The sequence below is a fragment of the Photobacterium sp. ABD4_091 genome, from assembly GCF_056160145.1.
This window is the reverse complement of the sequence record NZ_JBSWWQ010000001.1, coordinates 125,753-139,332: the sequence shown is the minus strand read 5'-3', so window position 1 is coordinate 139,332 and position 13,580 is coordinate 125,753. Positions and strand designations below refer to the sequence as shown.

11 protein-coding genes are annotated in these 13,580 nt (G+C 48.2%); 2 read left to right on the top strand and 9 right to left on the bottom strand.

Translation table 11 applies throughout. The annotated features are described in order from the left end of the window. The first annotated feature begins 178 nt into the window (after positions 1–178). A complete protein-coding gene (locus tag ACXAGQ_RS00530) occupies positions 179–361 on the top strand; it encodes a hypothetical protein (RefSeq protein ID WP_475250873.1) in 183 nt (60 codons plus the stop codon). 79 nt (positions 362–440) lie between these two features. Here ACXAGQ_RS00530 and ACXAGQ_RS00525 read toward each other — a convergent pair whose 3' ends face one another. The 4 genes from ACXAGQ_RS00525 to ACXAGQ_RS00510 form a co-directional block, all read right to left on the bottom strand. Beyond that, a complete protein-coding gene (locus ACXAGQ_RS00525) occupies positions 441–872 on the bottom strand; it encodes a hypothetical protein (RefSeq protein ID WP_475250871.1) in 432 nt (143 codons plus the stop codon). Then, positions 851–1,642 (bottom strand): winged helix-turn-helix domain-containing protein, encoded by a 792-nt coding sequence (locus tag ACXAGQ_RS00520; RefSeq protein WP_475250869.1) that lies wholly within the window; start codon positions 1,640–1,642, stop codon positions 851–853. Before ACXAGQ_RS00520 ends, ACXAGQ_RS00525 begins: the two co-directional genes overlap by 22 nt. A gap of 254 nt (positions 1,643–1,896) precedes the next feature. Next, on the bottom strand, positions 1,897–3,264 hold the full coding sequence (gene dcuC / locus ACXAGQ_RS00515; RefSeq protein ID WP_475239880.1) for an anaerobic C4-dicarboxylate transporter DcuC: 1,368 nt from the start codon (positions 3,262–3,264) through the stop codon (positions 1,897–1,899). A 325-nt stretch (positions 3,265–3,589) separates the two neighbouring features. Next, on the bottom strand, positions 3,590–4,459 hold the full coding sequence (locus tag ACXAGQ_RS00510) for a LysR family transcriptional regulator (protein WP_475250867.1): 870 nt from the start codon (positions 4,457–4,459) through the stop codon (positions 3,590–3,592). 102 nt (positions 4,460–4,561) lie between these two features. On the opposite strand from ACXAGQ_RS00510, the gene ACXAGQ_RS00505 reads away from it, so the two are divergent. After that, a complete protein-coding gene (locus tag ACXAGQ_RS00505) occupies positions 4,562–5,773 on the top strand; it encodes an MFS transporter (protein ID WP_475250866.1) in 1,212 nt (403 codons plus the stop codon). Positions 5,774–5,776: 3 nt separating this feature from the next. On the opposite strand, the gene ACXAGQ_RS00500 is transcribed toward ACXAGQ_RS00505, so the two are convergent. The 5 genes from ACXAGQ_RS00500 to ACXAGQ_RS00480 form a co-directional block, all read right to left on the bottom strand. After that, entirely contained in the window at positions 5,777–7,666 is a 1,890-nt protein-coding gene (locus tag ACXAGQ_RS00500; protein WP_475250864.1) for a methyl-accepting chemotaxis protein, read from the bottom strand. A gap of 207 nt (positions 7,667–7,873) precedes the next feature. Continuing rightward, positions 7,874–9,085, bottom strand: a complete 1,212-nt coding sequence (gene glpC / locus ACXAGQ_RS00495) for an anaerobic glycerol-3-phosphate dehydrogenase subunit GlpC (RefSeq protein ID WP_475250862.1) — start codon at positions 9,083–9,085, stop codon at positions 7,874–7,876. After that, a complete protein-coding gene (gene glpB, locus ACXAGQ_RS00490; protein WP_475250860.1) occupies positions 9,082–10,425 on the bottom strand; it encodes a glycerol-3-phosphate dehydrogenase subunit GlpB in 1,344 nt (447 codons plus the stop codon). The genes glpC and glpB overlap by 4 nt, the downstream gene beginning before the upstream one ends. Further along, a complete protein-coding gene (gene glpA / locus ACXAGQ_RS00485) occupies positions 10,422–12,065 on the bottom strand; it encodes an anaerobic glycerol-3-phosphate dehydrogenase subunit A (RefSeq protein ID WP_475250858.1) in 1,644 nt (547 codons plus the stop codon). The genes glpB and glpA overlap by 4 nt, the downstream gene beginning before the upstream one ends. A 270-nt stretch (positions 12,066–12,335) precedes the next feature. Further along, positions 12,336–13,508: a GGDEF domain-containing protein gene (locus ACXAGQ_RS00480; RefSeq protein ID WP_475250856.1), complete on the bottom strand. Its 1,173-nt coding sequence runs from the start codon at positions 13,506–13,508 to the stop codon at positions 12,336–12,338. Positions 13,509–13,580: the final 72 nt, after the last annotated feature.

Below are 13,580 nucleotides of genomic sequence, written 5' to 3'. Positions count from 1 at the left end.
ATCTATTTTATAGTTCACTTTTTATTTGTTATCTGTTTGATATAAAAAATAAATTTTGGATTGGTTTCATCATCCTTAAAACTGCACACTGTTTTCCAACAAGTCATTCCGAGAAATTTCTCGAACAAGGTTGGAGAACGATAGTATGAAAAAATCACTGTTTTTTATGGGGAGTCTATTGGCTGCTTTAAGCTTCTCGCCGATTGCCATGGCGGATTTGGAAGATTGGCATGAGGAGCGTGTTGAAGAGCGCCGCGAAGACAGACGTGAGGAACGTCGTGAAGAGCGTCAGGAAGAACGCCAAGAAGAGCGCAGAGAGGAACGTTGTGAAGAGAGAAGGGAAGAGCGCCGGGACGACTGATCCAATCTCTAGCTAGCTGTCATGCTGCTGAGTCGCATAAGCTGTTACTCAGCAGCATTTGTTGCGTTGTCGCTAGCGATCATTGGACCGGCTTGAGCCGGTATAGCTTGAGCTCATAGCCATTATAGAAACTGGTCAGCAGGCGGTTTTCTCCCGGAATTAATCGAACTGAACTGACAACATTGGTGTTTTTATCAAGGTTGTCTTTTAAGCGAGCATCTTCGGCATTAGCGTCAATTTGACGGATCACGATGCGATCATCGACATCTTTCTGATAGTGGCTGAGGTATTTAACCTCAAATTTCTGGTCTTGCCTGTCCTGCCCATATACGTTCATTTTATTACCATTAAGCTCGACGTAAAACCGTAGGCCATTTTCAGTCGTGGTGTACCACATTCCCTCATGCTGGCTAAAAGTTGGCAAGACCCTTTCTTTCGCTGTGATTAAGGCAGCAGAGAAAATCAGTATGGTAATGAAGAAGTGAATAATTACTGTTTTATTTTTGAACATACTAGATTCTCGTCGCAGCCATACAGTGTGTCTTTTACCTTATCGATGTACTGGTAATTGTGTTGTTCTATTAAGTGTTCAAGTACTTCGATTTCACTATCATCAGGAATGAATAGGATTGTTGTGTCGCCCATGCTATAAGCCGTATCCGTTGGCAGGAACCAATGCAGCATGGCAACGATAGCTAGGCTTGCACATAAAGCAGAGAGGTAAAACCGCACTGACTTGAGGTGGGACAGCGAGTTTTTTTCAGCTTGTGTTTCTTTTCCTGTTAAGGGCTTTTCGTCACTGTTAGCCTTGTTGTCCAGCTCAGGCTGAACGGCCTTGCCTTCTGTGCTAATCGAAGGCGCTTGCTGTGAAGGCACGGAATCATCTGTTGAGCTTTGCGTGGCGTCCAGTGTTTGATTCACATCTGAAGCCGTTGGCTCAGTGTCATGGTATTCCGGCTCAACCGTCAGCTTATATCCTCGCTTTGGCACCGTCACAATATAGGCTTTGCCCAAATTAAACAATTTGGATCGGAGGCCATTAACCGTTTGGTTGATGGTGAAATCAGAGGCGTAGGTGCCTGCCCATATCGTATCGGCCAACTCTTTTCGCAAGGTGACTTCAGGGTAGTTTTGGCAAAGGATTTTCAGGAGATCCATCTCTTTAATACGGAGTTTATTTTGTGCCCCGGTCTGAGTTTGCCTAATGGTCAATTCATTGACAGAGACTTCCAATGTCTGCAATGAAATATAGGGTGATGTAGGTGATTGGTTATTCTGCATATTGTTCGAGTAATAGTTGCGTAGTCAAAAGCCAATATAGAGTAAAAAAATATGGCTACCGTTAGTTTTCTGTCAAAAACGACGATAATTCAAGCAAATAATTACTAGTATACTACGCATTCCCTTTAGTAATAAAAATTGCTGATATTTTTGTTTTGATTTATTTTCTGGGTCTATTACATGGCCGGAAAAGAAAAATCCCGATATAGCTAATGCCATATCGGGATTAATTGTATTTATTGATGAGTGTTGTATTAGCTGTACATTGGTACCAGGGCAACGGTACCGATGATCACAGTCGCAAGACCACATAGCACAGGTACAGAAGTACGCTTAACCACTTCGAATGGGCTAACGTTACCCATACCAGAGGTTGCCACGATTACACCCGATACTGGGGAAATCGTACGACCTAGGTTAGACGCCTGTAGCATCGGAATGATAAGGAATGCAGGGCTAAGGCCCATTTTACCGGCTAGGGCAGGGGCAAGCTCTACGAACGCGTAGAACGGTGCGTTACCAGAACCTGTCGCGATAGCTGCTGCAACCGTCAGGCCTGTTAGTAGTAGCATTAGGGCAAAGCCACCGGCACCGGCTGCTTCTGCAAGGCCGATTAGGTTATCGATAGCACCGATAGACATCAGACCCTGTGCAAATACACCCGCAGCAACCAACAGCATCACAACGCCTTTGAATGCATCAGCCATACCTTGGTAACACGCTTCTAGGTCTTCCAGTGTTTCTTTACCTTTGAAGCGCTTGGTCACGAAGTCAACGATGGCGCCGATGAAGATAGACATTACTACGATAGTGTAGATATCCAGAGATAGGCCCGGGATAGTTTCACCGTTGAAAGCAAATACACCGATGATAGGCATAAATGGCAAGATAGCGTAGTAAGCCGGTGCTTTTACTTCGATTTCAGAAATATCGACTTTTTCCATCACGATATTTTCTTTCTTATCAAGGTACTTATTCCAGAAGAATGCTGCAGCAGCCATCACGATGATTGCACAGATAGAAACAGGCAGTACGGTTTCAACGGCAAACACGTGCAGTGGCAGGCCTGATTTTTCTGCTGCGACAATCACGTCACCAGAGGTTGGTGAAAGAATGATTGCTGCCGGAGAAGCACAGATAGCAACGGCTGCTGGGCGAGAGATACCCATTGCTGTCATCATCGGGAACAGGGTGGCCATCAATAGTACACCCAGGCCAGTTGCAGAACTTACCGCCAGTGACATCAAACACGCGACAATGTAAGCCGCTACTAGCAATATGTATGGTGATTTAATGACTGAAAGTGGTTTAGAGAATTGTTTTACCACCACATTGTTGGCACCGATGTGCGTCATGTAGGATGCAAAACCACAAAGTAGCATGATCTGCATACCTAGGCCGCCCCCACGGTACTGCAGCATGTATTTCACATACTCTAATGAATCGGTGACGAAGTTACCGGTCGCCTGAATCTTTTCAGGCAGTACGTTATATCCAAGAACGCCGGTAATGAGTAGCAACAACAGGCCTGCTGTTAGTAGAACGCCCGCAGGCTTGTATCCTTTAATGATGAAATAGCCAACAGCAACCGTGACTGCCAAACCAATCAATAGCTCCAACATGGAAAAAATCCTCTTAAACCACAAAATTAAGAAACAATGTGTCAATTGATAAAATTTTCTTACACATTATTTTCGATAAATTTACCTAAAAAGAGGTGGAGGAACGACAATAATCGGACCAGTTTATGATCTGAAACAGAATTTTGAGTAATGTGTTAATTTTGCGCTTCAGCTATGAAAAGGTACGCAACATCATATGTTTGAATGTCGTTAATGATTATATTTTGCTTGTCTTTTGTGCAGATTTACTTAAGCGCAGGTAATACATTGCCTATGCGCGTTAATAACCTCTTTACCGTGTTACAAAATGTAAATCTCATTACATCTAACGATTGTTTTTTACATATTCCATAAAGGCTCTATCGGCGACTGACAAATACCCATCTTTCCGCCACGCGATGGCAATATTCAAGATAACGGGCTGTTCAAAAGGAATAGGAACAACGCCGGACTCGTTTTCTGTCACCATGTCGAGCAGGGCTGTGACGGCGAAGTCATTGCGGACAATCTTTAAGATCATGGGTAACAAGTTTGTTTCAAAAGCGATGTTGGGCTCGAAGTGGTTTTCCTGGCAAATGCGGTCAATGTATTCGCGGTGAAAATACCCGGGCTTGAACATGACTAAGTCTTGATCGAAGAAGGTTTTAAAATCGATAGTCTCTAGCGTGGCCAAGTCATTATCGGGATGGACTGCTGCCACCATCTGAGTAGTCAGCAAGTGTTCTGTCGCGAGTCTTTCCGGAATATGGTCACAATGAATAATGCCCAGATCGAGCTCTTTATCCAGTAGCATCCGGCGGATAGTCTCGGTACCCGCTTCGACGATAGTCAATTTGAGGTTAGGGTATTGGCTTTTGAATCCCATCAAGATATCAGGCAGGTAATAAGAGCCCAACGAACTGGGTACACCGAGTTTGACTTCACCTTTGGTGAGCCCTTTCAGCTCCTCCATCGCCACGGTGGCATCGTGCACACTCTGTAGGATCAAGCGGGCGTGGTGTAATAATACTTCTCCTTCGGGGGTCAGGGTTACGCGCCGTTCATTGCGATCGAACAGGATAATCCCTAATTGCTCTTCGAACTTTTTGACTGCGATACTGAGTGCGGGTTGGGCAATGTGGAGTTTGGCCGCTGCACGGGTGAAATTGGCGGTTTCAGCCAGGGTAACGAAGTAATTGAGCTGACGAATATCCATTTGCTATATAATTCCTTTATAGCTTCTATATTTTTAATATATTTTCACTATTCCTCTCTAATTGCTACGGTTGGATCAGATTTCTTTTTGCTGATAACCGACATGATAGACATTAAAACTACAGAGTATCGAAGAGCCAGCTTTGCCTTGTGTCTGGGCTCATTTCTCATTTTCTGCAACCTGTATTTATTCCAGCCAATGTTGCCATTAATGGCGGAGAACTTTGCGGTGTCAGCGACCCGGGTCAATTGGCTGGTGGCCGCTGCGACATTAGCGTTGGCTGTCACGCTGGTGCCCTGGGCGGTATGGTCTGAACGCATTGGCCGGCGGCCTGTCATGTTGATCAGCCTGAGCTTGTTGCCTGTGATTGGCTTTTTGATGCTGACGGCAGAAAGCTTGCTCATGCTCAGTTTGAGCCGTTCCTTGATGGGAGCAGCCTTGGCGGGGTTTGCCGCTGTAGCCGTGGCGTACATGGCCGAGGAGTTTACGTCCCGTGCCCTGATGCTAGCAGTGGGGGGGTATATTAGTGCCAATTCACTGGGGGGTATTGTCGGCAGGATCTCCGGCGGTTTTCTGTCTGAGCGGTTTGGCTGGCAAGGTGCTGTGATTTGCATGGCGGTGTTTAGCTTGGTGGTTGCCATCGCTATCTATTTCCTTTTGCCTGAGCAGCGCAATTTCAAGCCCGCTAAAGGCCAGCTGCGCCAGCAAACCTACAGTGTCTTGGTGCACCTTCGTACTCCAGAGCTCTGGCAGGCCATGCTGATCGGCGGGGTTAACTTTGCCCTGTTTGTGAATTTGTACTCTGTCATGGGGTTCAGGCTGGTTGCCGAACCTTACTCTGTGCCTGTGAGTTGGGCGTCGATGATATTTCTGTGTTATCTCAGTGGTACGGTATCGGCAAAATTGAGCGGGAGCTGGACACAGCGGTTTTCGCCAGTAGCGGGTATGGTTCTGGGAACCTGCATCAGTGCGATGGGGATGTGGGTTGCCTGGTATGAGTCGGTTTATGCCATGGTGCTGGGGTTATTGCTAATCAGTTCAGGATCATTTTTTACCCACTCTTTGGCGTATGGCTGGGTCAGCCAGCGGGCTAAAACTGCCAAAGCCACTGCCACAGCCCTGTACTTGGTCCACTATTATGCTGGCGGGAGTTTAGGTGGCTTCTATTTGATTGGATGCTGGCAGTATTTTGGCTGGACAGGTGTGATAGTGGGTGGCTCGGCCCTGTATGTCTTGATGGGCATGCTTTGCTACCGGTTGTATGCAACAACAGAAGGGAGCTCAGATGCACCATTGCCTTCTGAGCCCCGCTAGCCATTACTTGTACTTGAATTGACCGACAACTGAGTCCAACTGCTTGGCCATGCTGGCAACCCCCTGGCTACTGGTGCTGGTTTGACCGACGGCGGCCGCTGTATCGGTCGCGAGCGCGGCAATCCGGTGGATATTTTGATCTATATCTGATGCAACGACGGTTTGCTGCTCAGAGGCCGAGGCAATCTGAAGGCTCCTGTCCGAAATATCGGTGATAGCCTTAACGATTAAATCGGCAGCCTCTTTAGCTTGCTTGGTGTGAGCGACTGTATCTCCAGCCAATGCTTGGCTGTGCTCCATGGCAGCCACACTTTGGCTGACGGTTGCGAGCAACTGTTCAATAGTTTGCTCAATTTCTTGTGTTGAGCTGTGGGTGCGGTGGGCAAGCTGCCTGACTTCATCGGCAACTACGGCAAACCCCCGTCCGTGCTCACCGGCCCTGGCGGCTTCAATGGCAGCATTTAGCGCAAGCAGGTTGGTTTGCTCTGTGATATCCCTGATAACGGAGGTCACCTTGTTGATATTCTGGCTTTGTGCTTCCAGTGTTTGGATGTGATTTTGTGCTGATTGGATCTCACTCGCAAGCGCATCAATAGAAACGGCAGCCTGTTGGCTGATTTCTTGGCTTTTTACTGCATTTTCCTGTCCACTTTGTGCAGCATTTGCGGTATCACTGATATTGCTGGCAATTTCACTGCTGGTGGCCAGCAGTTCATTGACCGATGTGGCAACATTGGCTGACTCACTCTGCTGTTGTTCGGCGTTAACCAAACTGCCTGAGGCGGCTGATTGTGATTCATTAGCTGCCTGGGAGAGGTGCTTGGAGATGTCGGCAATATTATTGATGATAGTTTGAAGTTTGCCGGTAAATTGGTCGAAAGAGCGGCCGAGTTGGGCTAGTTCATCTTGGCCTTTGTCATTCATTCTAACGGTGAGATCGCCTTCGCCCTGTGCGATGTCATTCATGATACGGTTAACGGTATTGAGCCGTTGGCTGATTGTCCGGCTGATCACCATGAGCACCAGTGTCATGATGAGTGTAATACCAACACCACCGGCGAAAAGGATCATCTTTTCTTGAGACTGGATATCATGGATCGTGTTAAGAATTGCCTGTTCAAGCTGGTCGATTTGGTTTTCAACACGCTGAATATTGGATCTTAAGTCACCGTAAAGCCCCTCATTGTAGCTAAGACCAATGTCGGTATAGCCTTGAACCAGCTCGTCGAACATCATTTGATAGATAGTGATGCTTCTTCTTAAACTTCTTTTTTCTGACGTAGATAGATCGCTAATGGCTAAGGTTGATAGAAGGGTATCAAGGTTGTTGTTAAATACCTCTACATGCTTGGGATCTTTCGTAATGAGGAAGTCTTTTTCATTGCGACGTAAAATCAGTAATAGTCGGTAAAGCTTTTCGTGGCCATTGATGAGCAGCAATTCTTCAGTATCGTTTGCGGCAGAGCGGATATTGCCTCTTAGCCCTTCAGAAGGGGTTAGGCCCAGTAAAATGGTTTGATCGGCAATGATATTAAATTGGTTTGCGTATTGGTCTAGCGACTGTTTAACCTGTTCGAACGCACCGTTTTGGTCAGTATTGTATTGGCCTAAAATATCTTTGATTTGAGCCAACCGGCTATTGAGCTCGATTTGTTTTTGATTGAATTTCTCTATGTATCCAGCGTCAAGCCGGGCAAGAAAGTCTTTCTCATGGCGGCGTAAAGTAAGTACGTCTGCACTGCTGTGTGCCGTTTCCTGGGCGGCGAGCTGTAGATTGTCTAACTTAGTGAAAGACAGCATTTCGAACACACCGAAGGAGAGCATGGCACTGATCAGAAAGAGGCTGGTGAGATATAACTTGGCTTTGATTGTTGCGGCAAACTGTTTTTTCATCCCACTCTCCCTGTGTTGTTGAAGGCCTCCTTTGACTTACAAAGACGAACTGCCTGAGCTATTGCATCAGGGAGTGCCTTTTAAATAAGACTATTAGGTTACCTTTTCCATATACAACTATAGGATCAGAAATGGAAAAATCCCGAAATTTGCTCTTTTAGTGGGGAACTGAAGCAAACTTCGGGATGAGGGTTAGGTCATTGTGCTCTACGCGAGTGCCATCGCGAGCAGTGATACAGGGTGGATGGTTTCTAGATCTGTATTTTCCTCGATCTGCCATTTACAGGTTTCGCAGTCGGTAATGGCGAAATCCGCTTTGGATCTTTTTATTTGGCCAAATAAGTTACTGCCTATGGCCATCGAGGTGTCGTAGTTTTCTGTCTTGAAGCCATAGGTGCCAGCTAGGCCACAGCATTGGCTGTCGAGTACTTCGACCTCAAGCCCCGGGATCATCTTCAGCAGTTCAATGGTATATAAACTACCTCCGGTCTTTTCGAGGTGACACGGCGTGTGATACACCACTTTCTTGTTGATAGGCTTCATTTTCGGCGCTCGCCCGTTCATGAATTCTTTGAGCAGGAAGCGGGTGACATACTCAATTTTATTCGCGACCTTGCTGTTATCTACCTTGAGTACGTTCGGGTACTCTTCTTTCAGGGTGAAAGAGCAGGTTGATGAGGTCGAAAGAATCGGCGCATCATGCTTTTCGACGGCAGCTGAGAAATTGTCGATATTGAGTTTGGCGTTCTTTTTCGCCTTGTCGAAAAAGCCGTTGGCAATCAAAGGCACACCACAACATTTCTCCTTATCCATCAGCTGGACGCCAATGCTCATGGCGTTCATCACGCTGACAAAATCTTTACCCAGCTGCGGGTGGTTGTAATTGACATAGCACCCATGGAAGTAATGCACTTGTTTCGGGTACAAGGCTTGGCTGGTACAGTTTTGCTTGTACCAGCGGCGGAATGTCCCGTGGGAGTATTTGGGCAGGCTTTTGTGATCATGCACGCCAATGGTTTTGTGCATAATCTTCTTAACTGGCTTCAACCCGGTGATAGTGTTGACGATAGGGGCGAACGGTGTCGCCGCCGAGCCCATCAAGTCGGTATGACTCAAGACAAAGTCGCGGATGGTTTTGATGTTCATCGGCAGCTTGGCGTGCTCATCACGGGCAACAGCAATCATGTCGCCGATCTTTACTCCAGAAGGGCACGCCGTTTCACAGCGCTTGCAGTTAGTACATAGCTTCAGTGTTTCATCGTAAAAGTCAGGGCTCTTGATCCGCAGGCGCTCTCCGTCCGGGCCGCATTGCTTAGGGCCAGGGTATTGCGGGTTGGCTTTGGCGACCGGGCAGTAGACGGTACAAACCGTACATTTGATGCATTGGTCGAAGCTAGTATCTTTTTGAAGAAGGCTCATGCGATTGTCCTTTCTTGTTTTGGCTGTGTATCGGTTTGCTGCTCTTGGTGGTGCTGGTGGGCAGCGATCATTTGTTGGGCAACGTAATAGCCGGTCGAGATCGCGACACCAGAGCCGGAACCTTCTTGTACCGGGTCGTAGTGGGCCAAAATGGCGCCAGCACAATAAAGGTTGCTGATAGCCCGCTGGTCGATAGCAGGGTTGAATTGCCTGTTGCACTCAACACCCATCTTCATGAAAGGGTGGCTTTGGCGCGCAAAAAACTGTGGCTGATACCAGTGATCACGATGGGTACTTTCAGCCATATCCAGACCAAAGATGGGCTCATTGACCGCATGGCGCTGTGCAGACAGCCCCTTGCTGAAAAAGCTTCCGCTTGCCAGCAGGTAGCTATCCGCGATGAGTGGGATATCCTCATGGTTGCGGGTGAAGATTCTTTCTAAACGACCATTGTTAAACTCACCCTTGAGCACTTCGTCTCCGGATAACAGCAGGCCGCCCAAGCGTTTGTAGTGTGACTTCATCGCCTCTTCTAAGCGAATACCCAGCAGTGACGGCGGCATGGTTGGCAGCTCGCAGATTTTGAAGCCGGTCAAGCCTTCGAGCAGCTTGATTGTGGCAGCACCGTCACCATTGCCGAAGATAGCAGGCAGGATAACAAGATCCGCTTTGCCGACTTGCTGGATCATCGACTTGGCAAAGGCGTGCAGCTTGGTTTCATCGCGTAGCACGCGTGAAATATCGATTGAACGGAATTCACACGGGTTGCGCTGCATGTTATCGAAATCAGGCAGCTCAACCGCAGCCGTTTTGATGTTCACCCCTTCGAAGGCTGCTAGCTTGGACAGATTGTCAGCAGCCAATTGCGGCTGGAAGTCACGAAAGCCATCAACTGTCACCAAGGCAATGTCGGCTAGCCCTTCGGCTAGCTGGTGCTGCGGGAACTGGTGCACAGTTTGCTGCGACAACCATGTCGAGCGGAAGGTGCCCATCGGAGTGACACGGTAGTGGTTTTTTTCATCAGCTTGCGCGGTGAGGTAGACACCGCACTGTTCCATCATATCTTGGTACCAGTTGATGGCTTCGCGGCATTGCAGCTCTCCCAGCATGCTATAGGGATGAGACGGGCATTGGGCTTTCAGCTCCGCAAAGGCCGCGAAAGGGGCTTCAACCGCTTCGCCATTAGGCTGGCGGCTCAGTATATCCACCGAGCCTGAAGAAAAGTGCAGGGCGCTCTGGCCGGCAGCAATTACTGCTGTTTTCATGCCTGCTTCGGCGCAGCGGATAGCGCAACTGAGGCCTGCGACACCGCCGCCGATGATGATGCTATCAAATTTCATTGTGTTACCTCGTCAGCAGGCGTTGATTGTTGTTCAGGTAGATCGCTGACCCCAAAGAGCCCTTCATAGATCCAGTAGGTAAATTCGCCCTCGCGCAATGCATCCCCCCAAAAAACGGGCTTGATGCCTTTCCAGCGCTCTTCAAGAAACTCTTCGAGCAGATGGCTGGCTTCATTACCGGAAGTTTTACCGTATTCGGAGAACAGGCCAGCAGCCCGGTATGAGCAAAGCTCTCCCTGGCAAGGCCCCATACCGATGCGGGTTCGGCGGCGCAGGTCGACCAGGTTGTGAACGTCTAAATCTTTGATGGCATATTCCACTTCGCCACACGTTACCATTTCACACTCACAGATCACCGCTTGGCTCTTTTTGTCGTTACCAAGGAATTTTTCGGCTCGCTCGCCGTGGCGATAGAATGCGGATTGGTATACCGGTTTGGCAAGGCTGGCGGTAGCCGGTTTCTTCGGCTCGGCTTGCTCGGAACCCGGCAAAGGTTTTTCATGGGTAATACACGGTGCCGTATTGCCTAGCTTCTTAGCCACTAAATCGGTGGTCCATTCCGCCATCATGCGGTAAGTCATCAGCTTGCCGCCTGTAATGGTGATAAAACCGTCCAAGCCATCGCGCTCAGCGTGATCAAGCAGTACGATCCCGCGGCTGATATTACGGCCGCTGGTGTCACCATCGACCGCAACCAAAGGCCTCACACCGGCATAGGCACGCAGTACCCGGGTGTTTGCCATGATAGGGGCAAGCTTGGTGCCTTCTTCGAGCAGGATATCAATTTCCTTGCTGCTGACATGAAGATCGTCAATCTTGCTGTAATCGATCCGTTCTGAAGTGGTACCGATAAGCGAAATGGTATCGCCAGGAACAAGGATGTCTGCATCGGAGGGTTTGCGGCAGCGGTTGATCACTAGGTTGTTGATGCGGTAATCAAGGATCAACAGTGATCCTTTTGCTGGGAACATCTTGATAGACAGATCGCCATATTCACAGATTTGCTGGCCCCAGATACCAGCAGCATTGATCACTTGCTTGGCGCGGATTTCAAATGCCTGGCCGGTTTTCATATCCAGGCAGTAGACTCCGCGTACGGTATCCCCTTCCCTGATCAACCCAGTGACATGGGTATGGTTAAATAAGCGAGCACCGTGCTCAACGGCATCGAGAACATTGGATGCTGACAAGCGGAAAGGATCCAACGTACCGTCAGGTACTTTCACTGCGCCGATAAGTGATGGGTTACAGTTTGGCTCGAGGCGAAGTGCATCTTTTGGCGAGAGCTGTTCAACATCGATATCGGCGTCCTGGCAGGATGAAATAAAGGTTTTTTGGAAATCGAGATCATCGTCAGGCAGGGAAATGAACAGCCCCTTTGTGTCTTCGACACAATGGCGGGCAATTTTTTTTAGAATGCGGTTTTCCTGAATACACTCTTTAGCCGATTCCTGATCGGTAACGGCGTATCTCGCCCCGGAGTGGAGCAGGCCATGGTTTCTTCCCGTTGTCCCTGATGCAAGATCATCTTTCTCAACCAGGATGCATGGGATCCCGCGCAAGGCACAGTCACGCATAATACCTGTACCGGTAGCGCCGCCGCCAATAATCACAACATCTGTTTCAAACCAACTATTCATGTTCGTTTTCGCTTATTGTTTTGGTTCGTGGATCAGGAAATGGATAATTCCCTCAACTTTATGCGGGATAATATGCCATTTTTTATAAGGGTATTATTTGATCGGTCACACACTTATGAGCGTTCGAGCATTCGATCGCGCTTAAATTTGATTGTTTGACTGAAAAAGAAACAATTTTAGCTTGCTCTAGCCATTCGAAAGGCGGAAAACACCGAGGAAGTCCGATAGATTGTGAAACGAAAATGATTAACGCAAAAAGAGAGCGTGGGATCAGGCGATGGCCTTGCGCCTTTCGCTGAGAAGTGGGGTATTTTCTACAGGGTGGAAGCGGCTGCAGTCGCGGCCGGCGTCTTTACAGTCGTACAAGGCCCTGTCTGCACGCTCGATTAAGGATGAAAGGGAGTCATTTTCACCATAGCTGGAAATGCCAATGCTGGTGGTAAAGCTGATAGTTGTGCGGTTAATACCGGTTTCAACTTCCAGTGCGCGAATAGACGACAGCATCCGCTCAGCAATGATTTCAGCGTCGCAAGACGTACAGTTAGGTAGGAAAAGAATAAACTCTTCGCCGCCGAACCGGCCGAACAAGTCGCTTTTACGGATATGCTGCTGCATGAAGTTAGCAAAATCTTTCAATACTTTATCGCCAACGCCGTGGCCCCAGGTGTCGTTGATCCGCTTAAAACGGTCAATATCAAACAACATGATGGAAAAAGGTTGTCCCTTTTGGGTGCAGGTTGCCAGCTGCTTATCTGCCAGTTGCAACAGCATCCGGCGGTTGTAAATGCCGGTGAGTGGATCAAGGGTGGCTTGGCGGTAAAGGCGCATCAGCATATGTAACTTAGACAGCTGGGACCATATCACCATCAGCGCCAGCACATTTTGCAGCCAATAGCTGGCAATATTTTCTGGGCTGAATAAATGGCCAGAAAGGTAGTCAACCAATAGTTGAGTGACTGCCGTCACCGACAGCATACACAGGCTTTCCTTTAAAGTGACAGGGAGGATAGTCAAAATAGCCACATGGATAATCGGTAGCAGGGTGTAACCATAGACGAACCCGCTATAGACGGTAGGGAAATCCAGCAACCAGGCAGTGTAAAGATAAAAGAGGTTAATACCGACCACCATCAAGCCCATATACCACTGGGCGCGCTTGAGTGTCGAGTGGTGGTGGTTCATCCATGCAACAGTGAGCAAGAAGCTGCCTAATAGCAAGCGTGAGCCGGAAATATACAGGTGAGTGGGTTGTTCAAGGAAATACAGATCGAAGGGCAGCCATAAGATCACTAAACATCCCCAAACAGAAGATAGCATGGTGATTCGACTTCGAAGGTAGCCACTACGGGTATTTTTAAAGCTGGTGGAATGTGCTTTAGCGCTCCATAGATCAGGAATGTACAGCTTAAGTGATTGGAGCAATGAGTGCAGTGAAGAGTTCATAATAGCGTATGCCCTTGCTAATTCTGGTTAATCACTGATCCAAAACACTACTGATCGTTGGTTGCCTTAAAG

Excerpts from the sequence above, each read along its gene's own strand:
- ACXAGQ_RS00525 (WP_475250871.1), bottom strand. The coding sequence starts at position 872 with ATGTTCAAAAATAAAACAGTAATTATTCACTTCTTCATTACCATACTG.
- ACXAGQ_RS00520 (WP_475250869.1), bottom strand. The coding sequence starts at position 1,642 with ATGCAGAATAACCAATCACCTACATCACCCTATATTTCATTGCAGACA.
- dcuC (WP_475239880.1), bottom strand. The coding sequence starts at position 3,264 with ATGTTGGAGCTATTGATTGGTTTGGCAGTCACGGTTGCTGTTGGCTAT.
- ACXAGQ_RS00510 (WP_475250867.1), bottom strand. The coding sequence starts at position 4,459 with ATGGATATTCGTCAGCTCAATTACTTCGTTACCCTGGCTGAAACCGCC.
- ACXAGQ_RS00505 (WP_475250866.1), top strand. The coding sequence starts at position 4,562 with ATGATAGACATTAAAACTACAGAGTATCGAAGAGCCAGCTTTGCCTTG.
- ACXAGQ_RS00500 (WP_475250864.1), bottom strand. The coding sequence starts at position 7,666 with ATGAAAAAACAGTTTGCCGCAACAATCAAAGCCAAGTTATATCTCACC.
- glpC (WP_475250862.1), bottom strand. The coding sequence starts at position 9,085 with ATGAGCCTTCTTCAAAAAGATACTAGCTTCGACCAATGCATCAAATGT.
- glpB (WP_475250860.1), bottom strand. The coding sequence starts at position 10,425 with ATGAAATTTGATAGCATCATCATCGGCGGCGGTGTCGCAGGCCTCAGT.
- glpA (WP_475250858.1), bottom strand. The coding sequence starts at position 12,065 with ATGAATAGTTGGTTTGAAACAGATGTTGTGATTATTGGCGGCGGCGCT.
- ACXAGQ_RS00480 (WP_475250856.1), bottom strand. The coding sequence starts at position 13,508 with ATGAACTCTTCACTGCACTCATTGCTCCAATCACTTAAGCTGTACATT.